The sequence below is a fragment of the Corynebacterium durum genome (genome assembly GCF_030408675.1).
Taxonomy (GTDB): Bacteria; Actinomycetota; Actinomycetes; order Mycobacteriales; family Mycobacteriaceae; genus Corynebacterium; species Corynebacterium durum.
Window position 1 is genome coordinate 976550 of sequence record NZ_CP047200.1, and the last position, 18256, is coordinate 994805.

The following is an 18256-nucleotide window of genomic DNA, read 5'->3' on the forward strand; positions in this document are numbered from 1 at the left end:
TTAGGACATGTGCGTTACTGACAGAGTCTCCACCGATTCATCGGTGCAGGTTTCCAACGTCAATGGTGCCGTGATTGATCCAGTGTCATTCGGGGGGTAGACCTGCACAAACACTGATTCCGCAACGGAATCACAGTTGTGGATGTGTGGGTTGCTGGACCTGAGGCCAAAGTGCGCGTTAGAACCGGTTTGGATCAGGCCGTCGGAACCGGAATTGTCGGATTGTCCCTCGCCTTCACGGGTGGCGGCTGCACCGATCTGGTTTTTCGCGCCGTCGAGAAGTGATAGCCCCGGGAAGCCTTTGAGGATGCAGGCTGGGCCTTTGTTGGTGAGGGTGATTTCTGTGAAGGTGGAGCCTGCGCCGTTGCCGCTGGGGGTGGCGACCATCTCTAGTTGCTCAGCTTCGCAGGGGCCTACGGGGGTGCTTTCGGGGGTGGATGGGGGTGCTTTATGGGTGGTGGTTGTCTTGGTGGTTGAGGTGGAAGTGAGCGGTGTTGCTGCGTTCATCTGCGAGGTGTTTTGTGTTCCGCAGGCACTGAGTCCTACTGCTAGGCAGAAGGCGGCTGCCGCGATTCCTATGGTTGTTGTGGTGAGGCGTGGAGTAGTCATACTTCCCAGTCTATGTATAGTAATGGCGACCCCGCGGGTGCCAGGCGCGTAATGGCTGTGGCTGAGAATAAACCGCACGAACCTGATCCGGGTAATACCGGCGCTAGGGAGGATAAATGAAAAAGATGATGACGTGGCGTGTCGTGGACATTGTTGTTGCGGCAGTGCTTGGCGTGGCCTGTGGCCTGCTGTTTTGGGTATGGAATTCAATTGGCTACGCCTGGTACACGGCGGCGCAGGCCATAACACCCGGTTTCGGGGGTATCGCAACGGGTATCTGGTTGATCGGTGGCGTCTTGGGTGCACTGGTGATCCGCAAGCCGGGTGCCGCGATTTTCGTCGAAGTGGTGGCGGCTTGTGTGTCGGCCGTTCTGGGTAACCAGTGGGGGATAGAGACGGTGTATTCCGGCCTGGCTCAAGGGTTGGGTGCGGAACTAATGTTTGCGATTTTTGTTTACCGCCGGTTTTCCCTCCCGGTGGCTGTGCTCGGGGGTATTGGCGCGGCCGTTGGCGGCTGGGCGCTTGAACTGGTGACTAGTGCGAACTACGCAATGTCTGTGACTTTCAACGTGATTTATCTGTCCACCATGTGCGTCAGTGGCGCGTTGCTTGCTGGTGCGTTGGGGTTTGTGTTGGTGCGCGGCTTGGCGGCGACGGGCGCGCTGGATCGTTTCGCCGTGGGTCGCGAGCGCCAGCGCCTGGTGTAGCGCCATGCCCGTTGCGGTACGTGTCCAGGATTTCGGCTGGCGGCACGCCGGACGTAAAAACCCCACCCTTGAGGGGTTGACCCTGAGTATCGACCAGGGCGAGCGGGTGCTCCTGCTCGGGGAATCTGGCTCGGGCAAATCAACACTGCTTGCGGCCATCGCCGGGATTCTCGGCGATGATGAAGGGGAACAGGCTGGGCAGGTGCTTATCGACGGCCACCCCTCCCGCAGCGTCCGCGGCATGGTGGGGTTGGTGCTGCAAGACCCCGATTCGCAGGTGATTTGTTCCCGCGTCGGCGACGACGTGGTGTTTGGCTGCGAGAACCTGGGGGTTCCGCGTGAGGAGATGTGGCACCGTGCGCGTCGCGCTCTGGACATGGTGGGATTGCCGCTGCCGTTTGATCACCCCACGGAACACCTCTCTGGCGGGCAGAAGCAACGATTGGCCCTCGCCGGCGTGATCGCCATGGGGGCGCGAGTGATCGTGCTTGATGAACCTACGGCGAACCTTGACCCGGCTGGTGTACGGGACGTCCGCGATGCCGTCGCCCAGGTCGCGGCGGAGACGGGCGCCACGCTGATTGTGGTGGAACATCGCGTGGACACGTGGTGTGACGTGGTGGATCGGCTTGTGGTTCTCGGCACCGCTGAGCGGGGCATCATTGCCGACGGTCCGCCTCACCACGTGTTGGAACACTATGGGCAACGTCTGGCCGACGTTGGTGTGTGGGTGCCCGGCATCGATGTTCCTATTGAACCGCTGCCTGGGGTTGGGGATGCACAATCTGCTCTCCAGGCAACACAATTGAGCGTTGGCTGGGACTCTCACACCCCTGTTGGCGAACCCCGCACATTGCACCTTCCCCTCGGCTGCTCCACGGTGATCACTGGACCCAACGGCGCGGGTAAAACCACCCTTGGTCTTACTCTCGCCGGGTTGCTGAACCCGATTGCGGGCACCGTTGAGGCCGACGCTACTGTTGCGCGCGGGCTTGGTACCAACCCTGGCGGGTGGACATCGGAAGAGCTGGCCAGCCGCATCGGGTGCATCTTCCAAAACCCCGAGCACCAGTTCCTAGCGCGCACTGTCCGGGAGGAACTGCTCATCGGTGCCACGTTGCGCGACGGCGCAGGTGGCAGGGGTAGGGGTTGGTTCCGCAAGCGCCGCACACCCACCACCGCAGACCTGGAACGCGTCGATGAATTGCTTCATATGCTGCGCCTTGACCATCTCGCCGAGGCGCACCCTTTCTCGCTGTCCGGTGGCCAGAAGCGCAGGTTGTCGGTAGCAACCGCACTGGTGTGCGCGCCCAGCGTCATCATCATGGACGAACCCACGTTCGGTCAGGATCGTCAAACCTTCATTGAACTCGTGCGTCTCCTTCGCGGGCTGCGTGAGGAGGGAATTACCCTCGCCGCCATCACTCACGACGAGCTCTTCATCGCCCTCATGGGCCAACACCACATTGAGGTGCGTTAAATGACCAGCTTCATGGACGCCATCAACCCCGTCACCAGGATTGGCGCGGTTCTTCTCCTGGCCACGCCGCTGCTGGTGAGCGTCGATGTGGTCTCCGCCGCCGTGGCACTTACAGCAACTATTCTGCTCGCGCCCCTCGCGGGGATGCCGTGGTTACAGCTCATCCGCCGCAGCTGGCCTATCCTCGCCGCCGCACCCATCTCGGGACTGTCGATGGCGCTCTACGGACGCCCAGAAGGAACGGAATACGCCAGTTTCCTCTTCGCACACATTACCGACAACTCCCTCCAGCTCGCGTTGGCGATTATGGTACGTGTTCTGGCCATCGGCCTGCCAGTGGTGGTGCTCACCGCGCGTGTGGACCCCACTGACTTTGGCGACGGCCTTGCCCAAGTCCTCCGATTTCCAGCACGTTTTGTCATTGGGGCTGTCGCAGGTGTCCGCCTCCTTGGACTCTTTCGCAGGGACTGGGCATCTCTCGGCAGAGCACGCCGCGCGCGGGGTGTTGCCGACACCTCCCGCATCCGCCACGCCGCCACCATGTCCTTCAGCCTGCTCGTTGTGGCACTGCGACGCGGTACGAAGCTCGCCACCGCCATGGAAGCCCGAGGATTTGGCGCGCCGGGTCTGCGCACATGGGGTCGCGCATCCACGGTTGGCTGGCGGGACGCGGTGGTGCTGATGATCGCAGCATTCATCTCCACCGCCGCCATCGCCGTTGCCGTCTACGCTGGAACATTCCGGTTTCTGGGGGCTTAATGGACCACCTGCACACCATTGCCCATGCCTGCGCCGATGCCCGCACAGTACTTATCGACGGCCGCTCCGGCTCTGGCAAAACCACGTTTGCTGCGGCACTTGCCAGGCTCACCGGCCATGAGGTTATCCATCTTGATGATTTCTATCCCGGTTGGTGGGGCTTGAACGATGCCATGAGTATGGTCGCCCACGATGTTCTTCATCCCACGCATCCCGGTTATCAGCGCTGGAACTGGGGGACCAACACACCTGGTGAGTGGGTATACCTGGATCCTGAGCGGCCGAGGATTGTAGAAGGGGTGGGTGCGGTCAGCGAGGCGTCGATACGCGCGGCGCAGAAACGCGGCAAGGTAGTGAGCATTCGGCTTCACCTGGATGCTCAGACGCGTAAACAACGTGCCTTGACGCGGGACCCAGCTTTCGCCGACTGGTGGGACGTGTGGGCGGCGCAGGAGGATGCACGTGGTGAGCAGCTGCCCGTGGACTATGAACTAGGGTGAAATACCATGACTGTCATACGGATAGCTGCGGTGGTTATTGAAAACCCACATGGGAAAATTCTGAGCGTTCGAAAATGTGGGACCACTGCATTGATGCTGCCCGGGGGTAAAATTGAGCCAGGGGAGGAGCCTATCCAGACAGCCGCGCGGGAGATTTTCGAGGAAATTGGGCTTGACCTGCCGCTGAGTGAACTCACGTATCTGGATACACTGACAGCGCCAGCAGCGAACGAACCAGGTGCCACCGTGTGTTGTGATGTGTTTATCTGGAGCGGGACTCTTGATCATTTGCCCAGTGTGCAGGCGGAAATTGATGAAGCATGCTGGTGTGATATCTCGTCAACAAGTCCAAAGTTAGCACCACTGAGTAGAGACGTCGTGTTTCCCCGATTGCGTGGGAAACGGGGTTAGTGTGGCGATTTCGATATAACGCACGTTTTAGCAGTTCACGGGACTGGTAGGGGGGAGCGGTGAACATATTTTTGTAACATGTATCAACCCTGTTTCTTTTTTTGATGTTCCTCACAGTTAAGATATCCAATAACGAAACCGGGTTGGCTCCTCGCTGCCCGCCTTGTCGTTCGCAGACACTGGAGGTCTTCATGACGCTTAAGAAAACAATCGCTGTACTCACAGCGGCAGCGCTCGCAGTCGGAATGGCTGCCTGCTCCTCTGGCTCGGGAGGCAGCGGCGGTGACGGGAACTATATCGTTGTCAACGGCAGCGAACCCCAGCATCCCCTTCTTCCGGGTGATACCAATGAAAACGGTGGTGGCCGCATCATCGAAATGATCAACTCCGGTCTGATGTACTACGATGCAGAGGGTAAAGCCAAGAACGACCTTGCCGAATCCGTCGAGCTTGAGGGCGAAAAAACCTACCGCATCACCCTCAAAGATGACATGTCCTTCTCCGACGGCACCCCCATCAAAGCTGATAACTTTGTCAAGGCATGGAACTATGTCGTGGAACATGATCAGCTTGGATCTTCCTACTTCGAATCCATTCAGGGATATGAATCCGGAAAGCCCATAGAAGGTTTGAAGGTTGTTGACGACAAAACATTTACCGTGGAGCTGAACCAGCCGGAAGCTGACTTCCCGAATCGCCTTGGTTACCAAGCCTTCTTCCCGCTTCCCGATTCCGCTTTCGATGACATGGACGCCTACGGCGAAAAGCCCGTGAGCAGCGGACCCTACAAGCTGCAAGAGTGGTCCCACAACGAAAGCGCCACCATCGTTCCCAATGACAGCTACAAGGGCGACCGCAAGGCCCAAAACGAGGGCGTGAAGTTCGTCTTCTATCCCCAGCTCGACCCCGCCTACGCCGACCTCCTCGCGGGCCAGCTCGACGTGCTGGATACGGTTCCGGACTCCGCCATGACGAGCTTCCAACAGGAACTGGGCGACCGTGCCGTCAACAAGTCCGTCGCCTATTTCCAAAGCTTCACCATTCCACAGAAGCTGGAGCACTTCAGCGGTGAGGAAGGAAAACTCCGCCGCCAGGCGATCTCGCTGGCCATCAACCGCGAGGAAGTGACCGAGAAGATCTTTAACAAAACTCGTGTTCCAGCAAAAGACTTCACCGCTCCTGTCGCGGAAGGCTACTCCGCCGACATCGCAGGCAACGATGTTCTTGCCTACAACCCCGAGAAGGCCAAAGAATTGTGGGCCAAGGCCGACGAAATGTCCCCCTTCACCGGTGAATTCAGCATCGCCTACAACGCCGACGGTGGACACCAGGGCTGGGTTGATGCTGTGACAAACTCCATCAAAAACACCCTGGGCATTGAGGCCGTGGGTTACCCCTACCCGGACTTCAAGTCCTTGCGTGACGACATCACCAACCGCACCATCAGCGGTGCCTTCCGGTCCGGATGGCAGGGTGACTACCCCGGTTTGGGTAACTTCCTCGCCCCGCTCTACGGCACAGGCGGCAGCAGCAACGATGGTGACTACTCCAACCCCGATTTCGATGCCAAGCTGAAGGAAGCCGCAAGCGCAAAAACTTCTGAGGAATCCAATGCCCTCTACAACCAGTCCCAGGAGACGCTGTTTAAGGATCTTCCGGCTGTTCCACTGTGGTACTCCAACGTAACTGGTGGATACTCCGAGAACGTGAGCAACGTGGAGTTCGGCTGGAATACCACCCCGCTCTACTACAAGATCACAAGGAAGTAACAGGATGTAACCCGTCCTTCGGCATGCCCCGAGGCCGCATGTGAGCGGACTCGGGGCGTTGCCACTTCACCAAAACTCGTGAAGGAAACCAACCATGTTGCGTTATGTTGGGCGCCGTTTGCTCCAGATGATTCCGGTCTTTTTCGGAGCGACCCTACTGATTTACGCCCTCGTCTTTCTTATGCCTGGTGATCCAGTCCAGGCACTCGGCGGTGACCGTGGCCTTTCAGCAGCAGCGGAAGCTCGCGTCCGAGCTGAATACAATCTGGATAAGCCATTTATCGTTCAGTACTTGCTGTACCTCAAAGGTGTGTTCTCCCTTGACTTTGGTACAACCTTCTCTGGACGGCCCGTCACTGAAGTGATGGCGCACGCGTTCCCTGTGACCATCAAACTCGCTGTGATGGCACTGGTTTTTGAGACCATCTTCGGTGTGGCCTTCGGCGTCATTGCTGGTATCCGCCGCGGCGGTATCTTTGACTCCACTGTTCTGGTCATGTCGCTGTTTGTCATTGCCGTTCCCTCGTTCGTGATCGGCTTTGTGCTGCAGTTTGTGGTGGGTGTGAAGTGGAAACTTCTGCCCGTAACAGTGGGTGCGAATGATAGCTTCCAAGCCTTACTCATGCCCGCGATTGTGCTGGGTGCGTTGTCGTTTGCCTATATTCTTCGGTTGACAAGACAATCCGTCAGTGAAAATCTCACCGCCGATTATGTTCGCACCGCGCGGGCGAAAGGCTTGAGCAACGGCGCTGTGATGGGGCGGCATGTGTTGCGTAATTCCCTGATCCCCGTGGTCACCTACATTGGCGCAGACCTTGGCGCACTCATGGCTGGTGCCATTGTCACGGAAGGCATCTTCGGTATCAACGGTGTTGGTGGAACCATGTACCAAGCGATCCTGAAAGGTGAGCCCACCACTGTTGTGTCTTTCACCATGGTGCTCATCATTGTCTATATTTTCGCCAATCTCCTCGTGGATTTGCTCTACGCCCTTCTCGACCCAAGGATTCGCTATGTCTAACTCAGTTACACCGCGCCGTGGTCAAGAGCGCTTCATTGCGGACACCGACGAAACCGGGCTAGGCGCTGTTGATGCCGTGGCTGACGAGTCGGCCCCCACCTCAGTGTGGAGTGAGGCATGGCGTTACCTGCGTCGCCGCCCCCTGTTCTGGATCGCCGCCACCCTGATCCTCATTGCGCTGCTCCTCGCACTTGTACCTCAGTGGTTTACCTCAGTGAAACCTGATGCGTGCGTGCTACAAGAGTCGCTGAGAGGCCCTCGCCCCGGCCACCCCTTTGGATTTAACCGTCAAGGCTGTGACATTTACTCGCGCACCGTCTATGGTGCTCGCGCCTCCGTGGCCGTTGGCGTGCTCACCACCTTGTTGGTGGTGATTATTGGTACGCTGATCGGTTCCCTCGCAGGCTACATTGGCGGTTTCCTTGATTCGGTGCTGTCCCGCATTACTGACATTTTCTTTGCCATTCCGCTTGTGCTGGCCGCCATCGTCGTGATGCAGATGTTCAAAGAACAACGCACCATCGTGACTGTGGTGCTTGTGCTGGGCATCTTCGGCTGGACCTCCATTGCCCGCATCACCCGCGGTGCCGTGATGAGCGTGAAAAACGATGAGTATGTGATTGCGGCGAAGGCTCTCGGGGCGTCGAAAAGCAGGATTTTGCTGCAACACATCCTGCCGAACGCTGCCGCGCCGATCATCGTGTACGCAACAGTGGCTTTGGGCACCTTCATCGTGGCGGAAGCAACGCTGTCCTTCCTGGGTATCGGCCTGCCGCCGACAATTGTGTCGTGGGGTGGGGATATTTCCAACGCACAGGCATCGCTCCGTACGCAGCCCATGGTGCTGTTCTACCCGGCCATGGCGCTAGCGCTGACGGTGCTCAGCTTCATCATGATGGGTGATGTTGTGCGTGACGCCCTTGACCCGAAGTCCCGGAAACGATGAGTGAGAAAGCGATGACTGACAACAACGACCAACCATTGCTTGAACTGAAGGATCTGAAAATCTCCTTCACCTCCTCCACGGGTGTGGTGGATGCTGTTCGCGGCGTCAACCTCACCATCTACCCGGGCCAGTCCGTGGCCATTGTGGGGGAGTCCGGTTCAGGCAAGTCCACCACGGCGATGGCGGTGATCGGGTTGCTTCCCGGTACGGGCAAAGTCACTGGCGGCACGATTTTGTTCAATGGTGAGGACATTACGGGGCTGAGCGACAAGGAGATGCAGCACTACCGCGGCTCCGACATCGGCCTGGTGCCGCAAGACCCGATGAGTAACCTCAACCCGGTATGGAGCATCGGCACCCAGGTGAAAGAATCCCTGCGCGCGAACAACGTGGTGGAAGGATCCGAAGCCAACAAACGCGTGGTGGAGCTGCTGCAAGAGGCAGGGCTTGACGACGCCGAGCGCCGCGCCAAGCAGTACCCTCACGAGTTTTCCGGTGGTATGCGCCAGCGTGCGCTCATTGGCATCGGACTGGCCGCACGCCCGAAGCTACTCATCGCCGACGAACCCACCTCCGCCCTTGATGTGACGGTGCAGCGTCGTATTCTGGATCATCTGGAAGGGCTGACGCATGAACTAGGCACGGCGGTGCTGTTTATTACCCACGATCTGGGCCTGGCAGCCGAACGCGCCTCGCACCTTGTTGTTATGCACCGTGGCCGCGTCGTGGAATCTGGCCCGAGTCTGGACATTCTGCGCGACCCGCAGCACCCCTACACGCAGCGCCTAGTCAAGGCAGCTCCCTCGCTGGCGTCCGCGCGTATCCAATCTGCGCAGGAACAGGGCATCGAATCCTCCGAGTTGCTGGCTGGGAAGGCAGAGGCCTCGGATGAGGAAGTCATTCGGGTGGAAAACCTGACCAAGGAGTTTGATATTCGCGGCGAAAAAGGCGCGAAGAAGAAACTGCTGGCGGTGGATGATGTGTCCTTTAGCCTCCGCAAAGGCAGCACCCTGGCGCTGGTGGGGGAGTCCGGGTCGGGCAAATCCACCGTGGCCAATATGGTGTTGAATCTGCTGGATCCAACCAGCGGAAAGGTGTTCTATAAGGGAACGGACCTTTCCACGCTGGGATCCCACGAATTGTTTGAGATGCGCAGGAAGCTGCAGGTGGTGTTCCAAAACCCCTACGGTTCCTTGGATCCCATGTATTCCATCTACCGGTGTATTGAAGAACCTTTGGTGGTGCACAAGACCGGAAACCGGAAGGAACGCGAGGCCCGCGTGGCCGAACTCCTAGACATGGTGGCCATGCCACGTTCAACCATGCGTCGCTACCCAAACGAGCTGTCGGGCGGTCAGCGCCAGCGCATCGCGGTGGCCCGAGCACTGGCGTTGAACCCAGAGGTGATTGTGCTGGATGAGGCCGTGTCCGCGCTGGACGTGTTGGTGCAGAACCAGATTCTGCAGTTGTTGGCCGGGCTGCAGGAAGAGCTGGACCTCAGCTACTTGTTCATCACCCATGACTTGGCGGTGGTCCGCCAGACCGCTGATGACGTGGCGGTTATGCGTCAAGGTAAACTCGTCGAGTCCGGCACGGTCGATGAGATTTTTGCCAATCCGACGGAATCCTACACGCGCGACCTCATTGATTCAGTGCCCGGTTTGGGGATTGAACTGGGGGTTGGCCAGTAGAAATACTGAAACCCCCTCTGCATGGGCTGGTTTGTCAGCTGATGCAGAGGGGGTTAGTGCCTTATGCTTCCGCTAGGGGCGCTACTGCTATGAGTGCGTAATCCTGAATGGCAGGGTGCTCAGCCAGGAATCAACGGCGGAGCTTCCTACAGCAGGCGCGAGGGAACGCGGTTGCACGGCAGGTGCCTGCAGAATGTCGGCACGGGGCGTAGGTTGACCAGCGGCTGCCGTCGCGGCCACTCCAGTCTGGCGGGTAATCCACTCGGTATGCTCAGCAACGGGGACGTACCAGCCAATGCTGCCGTTGACGTGGGGCAGCGCATTCTCGTTGGACATGCTGGCTACGCCCGCGATGGTATCGCCAATAAGCAGAGGACCGCCGGAATCGCCGGGCGTCAGGTGTCCACCGGTCACCCACACCTCAAGCAGGTCGGCCTCGCGGTTGTCGGGATCAATGTTGAACACACGCCGCTGCACCTCAAGGTCGCCTTGCTGCACCATCGGGAAGTAGTTCTGGGTGCCTCCGCCCCAGCCCACGGCGCGTGCATGAGTCCCGGGGGTCAGATGCTGGCCAGAAAGCTTTGCGACGGGCCCGTTACTCGGCTGGTCCAGTTTGATCACTGCAAGATCGGCCGTGGGGTGCATGACCACCTCCGCAGCGTGGCGCTGTTCGCCCTGGCGGTTTCCACCTAGGGAGACTAGAGAACGGTTGCCCTGGCCGACACAGTGCTTAGCGGTGATCAGCCACTCAGGGGAGATGCGGGTGGCACTGCAATCAGTATTGCCAAGGATGACGCGGGCAGACGCAGTGGCTGCCACGTCGCCATCAGCGTTGCGGCCGCCGCTGATCGCAGAAGCCGGGCTGATGGTGCCGAGCATGGCAGCTGCGGTGAGGGTTGCTGTGGCGAGTGCGAGGCTGGTGCGTCGTATAGCGTGATTCGGCATTACTTAATCCTAAAGAATTGTGGCGATAAGGTCAGTTGGTCGTGCGAGAATGGCCCCTTTTGGGGTGACAACTAAAGGACGTTCGATCAGTTCAGGGTGGGTAACCATAGCTGTGATGAGGTCGGCATCGGGGGTTTCGGTGCTTAATCCCAGGTGTGCGTAGGCGGTCTCGCCGGTACGGATAATATCGTGTGCCTTCAACCCAGCGGTGGCGAGAACAGCGGTCAGTTCCTCGACCGTGGGAGTGTCCGTCAAGTAGTGAATGATCGTAGGCGTGATGCCGCGTTGTTCGAGGTAGGCGAGTGCAGCGCGGGATTTTGAGCACTGCGGATTGTGGTACACGGTGGCTTCGGTGACACCAGTGGTTGGTTCTCCGAGAATCCCAGGATTGTCTGCTGTGGTCATGACGTTTAAGTTTAACGTAGTTCTAGGTGCTCATAGGTGAGGTGAGGGTCACATTATCTGCCCATGTGAGCGGATAACCTTGGGCGGCCAGCCATTCCAGGATATTGTCGCCGTGCCGCGTAATGCCATCCACGGCAGTCAATGTTGCCTCGATGGCACGTTCTGCCTCATCGGCGGTGATGATGCCCGCAGAGGTGGATGCCGCAAGCTCGTCAATATCTAGCACATCCACGGGTTCGCCCATAACGCAGCTGAGGTCTACGTAGAGATCACGGGTGTGCCATGTACTGGTGTCATTGGCGGTGTCTACGGCAATATCCACAATGTCCACGTAGTAGTCTGAACGTGTGGTGCCGGACGTTGAGCTGTCGGACTTGTCCTTGTCGCGGAAGTGGAAAATGCTCACCCGCAGGTTGAGTTCAGGTAGCAGCCAGCTTTCCAGGTAGCCAAAATCGGGGTGATCTGCGCCCCGCGCCATGTAGAGGCCAAAGTCAGTTTCCGTATAAGTATCAACGGCGCGTTTGAAGCCTTTGGGATCGATATTGATCCGCTCAGGCACCAAAAACGTCTCGCTTTTCACGGGGTGCAGATCAACCATGGTAGGGCTACCTTAATTTGTAATAATTCCGGCGGTGGGGGTGAAAGTGCAGTTGGCCACGGTCTCAGCACCTTCGGCGTTCTTTTCTTTGGTGTTGATAGTGCCGCTGAGCCACGCCACGATTGTTCCGCGGCCGGTTTCAGCGGTACCAGAGACGGTTGCGGGGCCTGAAGGATTGATTCCGTTGTATTTCAGCGGTGCCACTCCATGCTTCAGGGTGTTCATGTTGACCCACTGCACCGTCATCTCACCACGTTGTTGCTCCGCCAAAGCGCCAGTGCCCAGCGCGGTGAACACAAAGGCAGTGTGGTTTTCCGGCACCCCGGGCACGGGAAGCTTTGCCGGGCCGGATACCGCAAAGGCGGTGCCGGTGGCGTTTTGTGACCCACCAATGCACTCTCCGGCAAAAGCTGGCCAGCCGAACTGCGTGATAGCCGGGGCGTCGGACAGGGCGGGCATGTTCACTCCAGGTTCGCCTTCACCTTCGTAGTAGCTGACGGCGGAGCGGATCAGGTCGGCAATTTTCTTGTCCATGCCCGGCTGATCGGCCAAGGCGCGCATGCTGTTGAGGATTTCTGGCTTGGGCCGGCCAAGTTCATCAAGGGGTGACATGTCCTTCACAATGGCGTTGGCTGCGTCAACAGGGTTGTTGATTGGGCCTTTCGGGGCAGGGGAGGCGATAGGACGTGCCTTGTTCTTGTCGGCTTTATCCTTATCCGACTTATCTTTGTCAGCCTTGTCCTTGTCCGATGCCGCAGCAACGGGAACCACTGCGCTGGGGGCCATGGGAACAGTTCCGGCTGTGAACAATACGCCAGCCGTCATGACGGTGGCGATGGCGCGCCGGGTTGCCGCGGTGGTCCACCAGCCCGGTGTGGACAAAACCACTGCTGAGAGGAACTTTGTGGAAAAACGCACTGTAACCTGTGTCCTTTACTATATGGTCGCTCGCAATTTAGTCACAATATTAACTTCTTTCACAATAGTCACATTGGCCCCTCCTGTGAAGTCTTCCTGATTGAACAGGGTGGAGCTGGGGGTGTGAAGTGGGGGCCGTGTCCGACGGGTGTATGCCTGGCGGGTGCGAGGACTCATCAAACGCATAGATAAAGGACTACCTTAAAAGTCGAAGCTAATGTTCAGCTAACAAACAGAACACAACGTTACACCTAAGTTTTCGTTGAAAGTAATGAGAACGTTACACAGCAAAAGCAGAAGCGCACGTGCTATATCTTTCCTTGCTGCACCATCCCTTACGATCCTCTGTGGGTGCAAAACCAGGCCCACATTATGCCCATGCCCATCTCACACAAGCCCTCAAGGTGCGTTCATGCTGCTGCCGGAGTACTCTTATGCACCGATCGACAAACTTGAACGGCAGGAGAAAGCCAGCAGTGACCGCCCCAGTGACCAATACAGAGTTCCGAAACGTTGCCATCGTCGCGCACGTTGACCACGGAAAAACCACCCTTGTCGACGCCATGCTGCGCCAATCCGGTGCCTTTGATGCCCACGCTGAACTCGTCGACCGCGTCATGGACTCTGGTGACCTCGAGAAAGAAAAAGGCATCACCATTCTGGCAAAAAACACTGCTATCCGCCGCAAGGGGGTTGGCAAGGACGGTCAGGACCTGATCATCAACGTCATTGATACCCCCGGCCACGCAGACTTCGGTGGGGAAGTGGAACGTGCACTGTCCATGGTGGACGGTGTGGTGTTGCTTATCGACGCCTCGGAAGGCCCCCTGCCTCAGACTCGTTTCGTACTCGGTAAAGCACTGGCGGCCAAGATGCCTGTGATCATCGTGGTGAATAAAACCGACCGCCCCGATGCCCGCATCGACGAGGTGGTGGAAGAAGCGCATGATCTTCTGCTGGAGCTTGCTTCTACGCTGGAAGACCCAGAGGCTCAAGAAGCCGCCGAGACCCTTCTTGATCTTCCTGTCTTGTATGCATCCGGAAGGGAAGGCAAAGCCTCCACAACCAACCCTGGGAACGGCAATGTCCCTGATGCGGACAACCTTCAGGAACTGTTTGACGTGCTATACGACGTCCTGCCTGAACCGTCTGCCGACATTGACGGTGCCCTGCAAGCCCACGTGACCAATCTGGACTCCTCCTCGTTCCTGGGCCGCATTGGCCTGGTCCGTGTGCACGCGGGCATTCTACGCAAAGGCCAGCAAGTTGCTTGGATTCACTACGACTCGGACGGCAATCAGCACACCAAAACCGCCAAAATCTCGGAACTGCTGCGCACTGAGGGTGTGAATCGCGTGCCCGCCACCGAGGTCATTGCTGGGGACATTGCGGCGGTGTCTGGCATTGAGGAAATCATGATCGGTGATACTCTCGCGGACGTCGAGAATCCGGTGGCACTGCCGCGCATCACCGTTGATGAACCCGCCATTTCCATGACCATCGGCGTGAACACCTCCCCGCTGGCAGGCCGTGGCGGCGGGGATAAACTCACCGCACGTATGGTCAAGGCCCGCCTCGATCAGGAGCTGATCGGTAACGTTTCCATCCGCGTGCTTCCCACCGAACGCCCAGACGCATGGGAGGTGCAGGGTCGTGGTGAGATGGCGCTCTCAGTGCTGGTGGAGACCATGCGCCGCGAGGGTTTTGAACTCACCGTGGGTAAGCCTCAGGTGGTGCCCAAGACCATTGACGGTGTCCTGCACGAGCCGTATGAGCACATGGTGATTGATGTTCCTGCCGAACATCAGGGTGCGGTCACACAGCTGATGGCCGCACGTAAAGGCCAGATGGTGTCCATGGATAATACCGGGACGGACTGGGTGCGCATGGAGTTTAAGGTCCCTGCCCGTGGATTGATCGGATTCCGCACTACCTTCCTCACGGAAACGCGTGGTACAGGCATTGCCAACCACTATTCCGATGGCTACGAACCGTGGGCTGGCGAGATTAAAGACCGCGCTCAGGGGTCCCTCGTAGCGGATCGTTCTGGCCAGATCACTGCCTACGCGCTCCAACAGCTAGCCGACCGTGGTTCCTTCTTTGTGGAACCCGGCACGGAAGCCTACGAGGGCATGGTTGTGGGTTCCAATAACCGCGAGGAGGATATGGACATCAATATCACCCGCGAGAAAAAGCTTACGAACATGCGCTCCGCTACCTCGGAAGCGACGGTAACGCTGGCAAAGGCCCGCAACCTGTCTCTTGACGAGGCCATGGAGTTCTGTGGCCAGGACGAATGCGTGGAAGTTACCCCAGAAACGATTCGTGTTCGTAAGGTCATTTTGAACGCCACTGACCGTGCACGCGCTCGGTCTCGGGAAAAGCAGCGCAACAAGTAAACCGCAGAAGTAGCGCAGCCATACCTGGTAAAAATATAGGCGTGAAAAATCTGCCGTTTTTTGCGCCCCTCGTCGTGGCGTGTTGTTGTGTTGCCGCATGTTCGGCGAATCCGGGGCCACCGCCCGTGGAGGACCCACAGGAGCAGACCAGCACCACGTCCGCGCCACCGGCAGATAGTGCCAAGAACAAGGCGGATGTGATCGGCATTGGCATCGATCCGCTTACCCGCGGGCTGAACCCTCACCTCAGCGCCGACGATCATGCTTTTGTTCAGGCACTTGCGGCGCTGGTGTTGCCCAGCGCTTTTGTTCAGGGGGAAATGAATACAGATGTGCTGATCAGCGCCGAGGAGGTCGAGGCGTCGGAAAGTGGGGCGGTGCAGACGCTGCGTTACCAGATTCGTCAGGAGGCGCAGTGGAGTGATGGAACGCCCATCACCGGTGCCGATTTCCGGTATTTGTGGGCGGGCATGGTGAGCACTCCCGGTGCGATTGACCCGGCACCGTACCGCGCGATCAAACAGATCCGGGTGAGCAACGGGGGGAAAACAGTCGAGGTGGATTTGTCGGAACGCGTGGCGCAGTGGCAGGTGCTGTTTAATAATTTGCTGCCCAGTCACATGTTTAACACCGGAACTACCTTCGAGCAGGCGCTTGCTACCTCCATTCCGGCATCAGCTGGACGCTACATGGTTCGCTCGATTGACCGCCCCCGGGGAGTGGTCACGCTGGCCCGTAACGACCGTTTCTGGGGCGCGCATCCAGCCGCGACAGAGACCCTGCAATTCCGCGAGGTGCGGACCCCCACGCACGGGGCGGAAATGCTTCGCAGTGGGCAGATCAGCTTTGCAGACTTGACGCCCACGGAGACCTCACTGGAGTCGCTGGATTTGCTGCCTTACACGCAGGTCCGTACCCGCGACCGCGATTCCCGGCTGGAACTCACCATGTCCGTCAACTCCCGCATCCTCTCCGACCCGGAACTCCGGCACGCACTGACGCTGCTTATCGACGTCCCCCGGGTTGCGCGCCTCGCCGCCGGTCGCTCAACTAACCTGGCTACAGCGGATCCCCTGGAGCAACCCAGCGAGGAGGAACGAGCCGCCGCCCGAGACACCGTGGTGCAGGCAGTGAAAGCCAAAGGCCCGCTACGGTTGGCGGTGGACGCCACCGACCAGACCGCCTCAGCCGCAGCGATTACCATAGCTGACCTGCTGCGCGCTGAAGGAATTGATGTGGAGACCGTAATGGGCGATATGAAAGAGATCGCTGGGACGCAACTCCCGCGAGGTGATGCAGATGCTGTGATCAGCTGGAACAGAGTGGGGTCTACGCCGCAAGTCATGGCCAGCCGCTACGCCTGCCCCGTAGTTCCCACCACCGTGACAGCATCAGGCACCATTCAAGCCCCCAATAGCACAGGCGATGCCAACAACGCGGGCACTTTGATGTTTTCTGGAAACCTCTCCGGTCTGTGCCTGCCCGATGTGCAACGCAAAGTTACGGAAGCCATGGCAGGGACTGCCGCAGAAAGCGACTACACGCCCTTTTTCGAGGACATTGAGCATCGCGAACGCCTTCGGATTCCCCTCATGGCGGACCGTCGCCTTGACGTATTAGGCAAAAACATTATTGGACCGTCGGAGGATCTTGCGCAGTGGCCAACTGGTGGTCAGGCCGGTGCGTTTGTCACCGCACCTACATGGAAGTCCACCGGATCGATTAAAGCTGAGGATGAGTAAAGCATGATGCCATCACGTGATCTGGTGGGGGCGCGCATTGTCGCGGTCCATGCCCACCCCGACGATGAAGCAATCTGGACCGGCGGCCTACTCGCTGATGCCGCCGAGCGCGGTGCCGACGTAACCGTGGTGACCTGCACGCTTGGCGAACAAGGCGAAGTCATCGGAGAAACCTACCAGGGGCTTGTGGCGGACGCTGCGGATCAACTTGGGGGATTACGCATTGCGGAACTACGCGAATCCTTACGCTACCTGGGTGTTCGTGGCGAGTTTCTCGGCGGTGTTGGCCGATGGCGGGATTCCGGCATGGTGGGAGACCCCGCCAACAACCATCCCCGTGCCTTCATCAACTCGGGTGATACCGCCGTGGAGCAGCTTGTGCACGTTCTGAAGCGTCTTCGCCCGCACGTGGTGGTCACCTACGGTCCCGATGGCGGATATGGGCACCCTGACCATATCCGTGCCCACGAGATCACCCACGCGGCGATCCCTCGCCTCCCAGAGGAAGAACAACCTCAGCGGATTGTGTGGGCCGTTACGAGCCGTGAGGATGTGGATCACGGGCTTGCCGCCATCGCGACCATTCCCGAAGGATGGCGGTGGCCAGGGGAGGGGGATATCGCAGCTGTAGAGCACTCCGACTTTGTATTGCCCCTTAATGAGGTCGCCTATTCAGCTAAGCTTCGCGCGATGAAAGCTCACGCTACCCAGTTGTGGATCGCCGATGGGGAGGTCTCTCACACCAACCCGCATGCAGCCCGAGCAACTGTCACTGACACGACGGCTGCCCCCACTGTGTTCGCCTTGAGTAACTTGATCGCCCAGCCGCTACCAGCCAGAGAACACTACCAACTGGGATACGGGCTACCCTGTGGCGCGTCCGATACCAGCATCATGGCAGGATTGTCATGGTGAGCGAAACAACCAGTGAGGACACAACCAGCACTACACCCTACGTGTACACCGGTTTTTCCAAGTTAGAAGCAGCTTTTGGGCTGTTCTGGTTGTCGCTCGGGGCCATTGTGTCTCTGGTGCTGGAAGTCATCTACCTCACTGCGTGGTTGTCGCTGCCTGGCGGCGGGGCGGTTGTGTTCCCCCTTTCCATCCTCATCGCGTTCTTGTTCAACCAGGTGCTGTCCAAGACAGCGCTATTGTGGACAAAGAATAAAATTGTGGCAGCCATCCCCATCATGGTCTGGCTCGCAGGGTTCCTCGCGTTTGCCGTGAATGACGGTGTAAAAGGGGATATCCTAGTCGGGGCGGACGTGCGTGGACTTTTGCTCCTTGTCGCCGGGTTGGCTGGTGGCAGTTGGCCCCTTACCCTGAAAAAATGACAGAATAATATTCATTCACCTA

Annotated in this window: 18 protein-coding genes and 1 riboswitch; of the genes, 13 read left to right on the forward strand and 5 right to left on the reverse strand. The window is 58.6% G+C overall.

All coding sequences use genetic code 11. The annotated features are described in order from the left end of the window. Complete coding sequence (locus CDUR_RS04660) at nt 1-609, reverse strand: DUF4232 domain-containing protein (RefSeq protein ID WP_179417323.1); 609 nt, start codon at nt 607-609, stop codon at nt 1-3. A 23-nt stretch (nt 610-632) separates the two neighbouring features. Then, nucleotides 633-736: riboswitch (TPP riboswitch) on the forward strand. On the opposite strand from CDUR_RS04660, the gene CDUR_RS04665 reads away from it, so the two are divergent. The 9 genes from CDUR_RS04665 (at nt 726) to CDUR_RS04705 (ending at nt 9893) form a co-directional block, all read left to right on the forward strand. After that, complete coding sequence (locus CDUR_RS04665) at nt 726-1316, forward strand: ECF transporter S component (protein WP_179417324.1); 591 nt, start codon at nt 726-728, stop codon at nt 1314-1316. It overlaps the preceding riboswitch by 11 nt. A 4-nt stretch (nt 1317-1320) precedes the next feature. Next, nucleotides 1321-2796, forward strand: coding sequence for an ABC transporter ATP-binding protein (locus tag CDUR_RS04670; protein ID WP_179417325.1), 1476 nt, complete (start codon nt 1321-1323; stop codon nt 2794-2796). After that, a complete protein-coding gene (locus CDUR_RS04675; protein WP_179417326.1) occupies nt 2797-3555 on the forward strand; it encodes an energy-coupling factor transporter transmembrane component T family protein in 759 nt (252 codons plus the stop codon). Further along, on the forward strand, nt 3555-4055 hold the full coding sequence (locus CDUR_RS04680) for a nucleoside/nucleotide kinase family protein (RefSeq protein WP_179417327.1): 501 nt from the start codon (nt 3555-3557) through the stop codon (nt 4053-4055). Before CDUR_RS04675 ends, CDUR_RS04680 begins: the two co-directional genes overlap by 1 nt. Nucleotides 4056-4061: 6 nt before the next feature. After that, the gene (locus tag CDUR_RS04685; protein ID WP_179417328.1) at nt 4062-4466 is read left to right on the forward strand and encodes an NUDIX hydrolase; all 405 of its coding nucleotides are present in this window, start codon (nt 4062-4064) and stop codon (nt 4464-4466) included. A gap of 191 nt (nt 4467-4657) precedes the next feature. Continuing rightward, nucleotides 4658-6235 carry a peptide ABC transporter substrate-binding protein gene (locus CDUR_RS04690; protein ID WP_179417329.1) on the forward strand — a complete coding sequence of 526 codons (1578 nt, stop codon included), beginning with the start codon at nt 4658-4660 and terminating at the stop codon, nt 6233-6235. 94 nt (nt 6236-6329) lie between these two features. Then, nucleotides 6330-7256 (forward strand): ABC transporter permease, encoded by a 927-nt coding sequence (locus tag CDUR_RS04695; protein WP_179417330.1) that lies wholly within the window; start codon nt 6330-6332, stop codon nt 7254-7256. Further along, nucleotides 7249-8202, forward strand: coding sequence for an ABC transporter permease (locus tag CDUR_RS04700; protein ID WP_179417331.1), 954 nt, complete (start codon nt 7249-7251; stop codon nt 8200-8202). Before CDUR_RS04695 ends, CDUR_RS04700 begins: the two co-directional genes overlap by 8 nt. A gap of 11 nt (nt 8203-8213) precedes the next feature. Further along, the gene (locus tag CDUR_RS04705; protein WP_179417332.1) at nt 8214-9893 is read left to right on the forward strand and encodes a dipeptide ABC transporter ATP-binding protein; all 1680 of its coding nucleotides are present in this window, start codon (nt 8214-8216) and stop codon (nt 9891-9893) included. Nucleotides 9894-9980: 87 nt separating this feature from the next. Here the strand turns inward: CDUR_RS04705 and CDUR_RS04710 are convergent, their stop codons facing one another. The 4 genes from CDUR_RS04710 to CDUR_RS04725 are packed head-to-tail and all read right to left on the reverse strand — an operon-like array spanning nt 9981 to nt 12759. Continuing rightward, entirely contained in the window at nt 9981-10838 is an 858-nt protein-coding gene (locus CDUR_RS04710; protein ID WP_006061832.1) for a S1 family peptidase, read from the reverse strand. Nucleotides 10839-10847: 9 nt separating this feature from the next. Next, nucleotides 10848-11243: an arsenate reductase (glutaredoxin) gene (gene arsC / locus CDUR_RS04715; RefSeq protein WP_179417333.1), complete on the reverse strand. Its 396-nt coding sequence runs from the start codon at nt 11241-11243 to the stop codon at nt 10848-10850. 22 nt (nt 11244-11265) lie between these two features. After that, complete coding sequence (locus tag CDUR_RS04720) at nt 11266-11841, reverse strand: ribonuclease FAU-1 family protein (RefSeq protein ID WP_179417334.1); 576 nt, start codon at nt 11839-11841, stop codon at nt 11266-11268. Nucleotides 11842-11853: 12 nt separating this feature from the next. Next, nucleotides 11854-12759, reverse strand: a complete 906-nt coding sequence (locus CDUR_RS04725; RefSeq protein ID WP_179417335.1) for an Rv1157c family protein — start codon at nt 12757-12759, stop codon at nt 11854-11856. A 488-nt stretch (nt 12760-13247) separates the two neighbouring features. Here CDUR_RS04725 and typA point away from each other — a divergent pair, with 488 nt between their 5' ends. The 4 genes from typA to CDUR_RS04745 are packed head-to-tail and all read left to right on the forward strand — an operon-like array spanning nt 13248 to nt 18234. Beyond that, a complete protein-coding gene (gene typA, locus CDUR_RS04730) occupies nt 13248-15158 on the forward strand; it encodes a translational GTPase TypA (RefSeq protein ID WP_040358662.1) in 1911 nt (636 codons plus the stop codon). 41 nt (nt 15159-15199) lie between these two features. Further along, nucleotides 15200-16900, forward strand: a complete 1701-nt coding sequence (locus tag CDUR_RS04735) for an ABC transporter family substrate-binding protein (RefSeq protein WP_290208069.1) — start codon at nt 15200-15202, stop codon at nt 16898-16900. 6 nt (nt 16901-16906) lie between these two features. Further along, nucleotides 16907-17815 carry an N-acetyl-1-D-myo-inositol-2-amino-2-deoxy-alpha-D-glucopyranoside deacetylase gene (gene mshB, locus CDUR_RS04740; protein ID WP_179419023.1) on the forward strand — a complete coding sequence of 303 codons (909 nt, stop codon included), beginning with the start codon at nt 16907-16909 and terminating at the stop codon, nt 17813-17815. After that, nucleotides 17809-18234 carry a hypothetical protein gene (locus tag CDUR_RS04745; protein ID WP_179417336.1) on the forward strand — a complete coding sequence of 142 codons (426 nt, stop codon included), beginning with the start codon at nt 17809-17811 and terminating at the stop codon, nt 18232-18234. The genes mshB and CDUR_RS04745 overlap by 7 nt, the downstream gene beginning before the upstream one ends. Nucleotides 18235-18256 lie beyond the last annotated feature (22 nt).